The following is a 3,156-nucleotide window of genomic DNA, read 5'->3' on the forward strand; positions in this document are numbered from 1 at the left end:
GCTATCGCCGCTATGGGCACAATGAGATGGATGAGCCACGAGCGACACAGCCAAAGCTCTATCAATCCATTGATCAGCATTCATCAGTTGCCGATATTTATGCCAATCGTTTACAAGAAGAAAGTGTGTTAACGACTAACACTCTTAGTGAAATGAAGGATGCAGTATTTGATAAATTACAAGGCATTTATGATGATATGACGGAAAACACAAACGAAAATCCGGAAGCAGAGCCGGTTCCACAAGCTTTACGTAACGGATTATCTGATATTGAAACAGCCGTGCCTTCGGATTTATTGTTAGCGTTAAATAAAGGGATCTTAGATCGACCAGACGGATTTCATGCCTATAAGAAGCTTGAGAAAATTTTGAAAAAACGACACGATACATTTGAAAAAGAGAAGAAGGCAGACTGGGCCGTTGGTGAAGCGTTAGCTTATGCGTCGATTTTGCAAGACGGCATACCGATCCGAATTACCGGTCAAGATACAGAACGTGGGACATTTGCTCATCGTCATCTTGTGTTACATGACGAAAATACAAGCGAAACGTATAGCCCAATGCACGGATTGGAAGAAGCCAAAGCAACATTCGACATTCATAACAGTCCGTTGTCTGAGGCTGCGGTGTTAGGTTTTGAATACGGGTATAGCGTAAAAGCACCGAAGACTCTTGTTATTTGGGAAGCTCAGTTTGGTGATTTTGCTAATGCTGGGCAAGTCATTTTTGATCAGTTCATTTCCTCAGCACGTGCGAAATGGGATGAACGCTCCAATATGGTCATGTTATTGCCACATGGCTATGAAGGGCAAGGACCAGAACACTCTAGTGCAAGGTTAGAACGTTTTCTTTCAATGGCTGCTGAGAACAATTGGATTGTGGCGAATGTAACGAAAAGTGCACAATTCTTTCATTTGTTACGACGCCAAGCGGCTTTAGTTGATAGTGAATCATCGCGTCCATTAGTTGTCATGACGCCGAAAAGTTTATTGCGTAGCCCGCGCGTCGTTTCGGAGATCGATGAATTTACAGAAGGCAAGTTCCAAACCGTTATGCCACAACCAGGTTTGCCTTGGACAACCAAGAAAGCGAAACGCCTGTTAATCGGTTCGGGTAAAGTGATGGTAGATATAGAGGAGAAGGTTGAAGAAAATAAATCAGCCTATCAATCGGTTCATGTTCTTCGCTTGGAACAAATTTATCCGTTCCCAGAAAAGAAAATTGCAGACATTATCAAAGGTTGTCCAAATCTAGAGGAACTGGTTTGGGTCCAAGAAGAACCTCGAAACATGGGGGCTTGGAACTTTGTGAAAGAAACGTTGTTTAAAATGTTAGAAGGTACACAAATTGAACTTGACTATGCTGGACGCTGTGAGCGGTCATCACCATCTGTCGGTGATCCACATATCCATAAAACTGAGCAACGTCGACTAATCAAGAAAGCACTAGAGCTGCCTAAAGGAGGAGAAACCAATGAAAGAAGTTAAGGTCCCAGAATTAGCAGAGTCGATTACAGAAGGTACGATAGCCGAGTGGTTAGTAAGTGAAGGCGATGCCGTTGAAAAAGGTGACGCGATTTGCGAGTTGGAAACAGATAAAGTCAATGTTGAAGTGAACGCCGATTATAGCGGGGTGCTCGCCGAACAAGTCCGCAGTGAAGGTGAAGATGTAGAAGTCGGTGAAGTGATAGCGAAAGTTGATGAAAGTGGTGAAGCGAGCGGCTCTTCGGATCAATCTGATCATGATACGGATGATGATGCATCAAGTGAAGAAGCACCGGAACAAACAGAGACAAAACAGGAAGAAAAACAAGATCAAGCATCCGAAAAGACTTCATCCACTGATGCAGAACAGGATCAAAAAGTGATTGCATCTCCAGCAGCAAGAAAACGTGCTCGTGAATTAGGTATTGATTTAAATGATGTTACGAGTGATCCATATGGACGAATTCGGCCTGAAGATGTCGATAAATTAGCAAGTGAAGTAAAATCGTCCGCACAAAAGCAATCACAGAAAGAAGCGAAAACAGAAGAAAATAATCAAGCAGATTTTGAGAAGCCTATTGAGCGTGTGAAAATGACACGCCGCCGTAAAACGATTGCGAACCGTTTAGTGGAAGCGCAACATCAATCAGCTATGCTTACGACTTTTAATGAAGTGGATATGTCAGCTGTGATGAAATTGCGCAGTGAACGAAAAGATAACTTTTTAGATAAGCATGGCATCAAACTTGGGTTTATGTCGTTCTTTACCAAAGCGGTTGTTGGCGCATTGAAGGATTTCCCATATTTAAATGCAGAAATTCAAGATGACGAGATATTACTGAAGAAATTTTATGATATTGGCATTGCGGTTTCGACCGATGACGGTTTAGTTGTGCCAGTTGTCCGAGATGCGGATCGCTTAGATTTTGCAGGTATTGAATCAGAGATTGCCAGCCTAGGCAAACGTGCACAAGAAAAAGACTTACAGCTGAGTGATTTGCAAGGCGGTTCATTTACGATTACCAATGGCGGTATTTTTGGATCGATGTTGTCGACACCAATTTTAAATTCGCCACAAGTAGGGATTCTCGGTATGCACTCGATCCAAAAGCGCCCGGTTGCTATGCCAGATGATTCCATTGAAGTGCGACCGATGATGTATATTGCGCTCTCTTACGACCACCGCATTGTTGATGGCAAGGAAGCGGTGCAGTTCCTCGTTCGCATTAAAGAGCTAATCGAAGATCCTTATGACTTGTTACTCGAAGGCTAACAATTGATATATTGTTCTAATGCTCGCACATTGCCGAAATGATCGACAGTGTGCGAGTTTTTTCGTGCTTTTTTGTTGGCTGGGGAGTGTGAGGGATTTATGCGTCAAATAGACGAAATCGAAGTTGCTGTTTGCATGATAAATGCGTATATGTGTCAAACAGCAGAAGTAAGGGTAGCTGTTTGCCTCGAAAATCGATTTATCATGCAAATATAGGATAAAACCCATGCTGTTTGACTCGAAAAATAATTTTACCCGGAAATCTATGCAGGCCGAGCAGAAGAATTCCCAGTAATATGCGATTTACCCGGAAATCTATGCAGGTCGAGCAGAAGATTTCCCAGTAATAAGTGAATTACCCGGAAATCTATGCAGGCCGAGATTAAGTCCGTAAAATTG

2 protein-coding genes are annotated in these 3,156 nt (G+C 42.7%); both read left to right on the forward strand.

Going from position 1 to position 3,156, the window contains the following annotated elements; all coding sequences use genetic code 11:
• On the forward strand, nucleotides 1–1,487 hold a 1,487-nt coding region (locus J416_RS12400), incomplete at its 5' end, for a thiamine pyrophosphate-dependent enzyme (protein ID WP_003472880.1).
• Nucleotides 1,474–2,757 carry a 2-oxoglutarate dehydrogenase complex dihydrolipoyllysine-residue succinyltransferase gene (odhB, locus tag J416_RS12405; RefSeq protein ID WP_003472884.1) on the forward strand — a complete coding sequence of 428 codons (1,284 nt, stop codon included), beginning with the start codon at nucleotides 1,474–1,476 and terminating at the stop codon, nucleotides 2,755–2,757. The genes J416_RS12400 and odhB, both read left to right, overlap by 14 nt.
• Nucleotides 2,758–3,156: the final 399 nt, after the last annotated feature.

Source organism: Gracilibacillus halophilus YIM-C55.5 (assembly GCF_000359605.1).
GTDB lineage: Bacteria > Bacillota > Bacilli > Bacillales > Amphibacillaceae > Gracilibacillus > Gracilibacillus halophilus.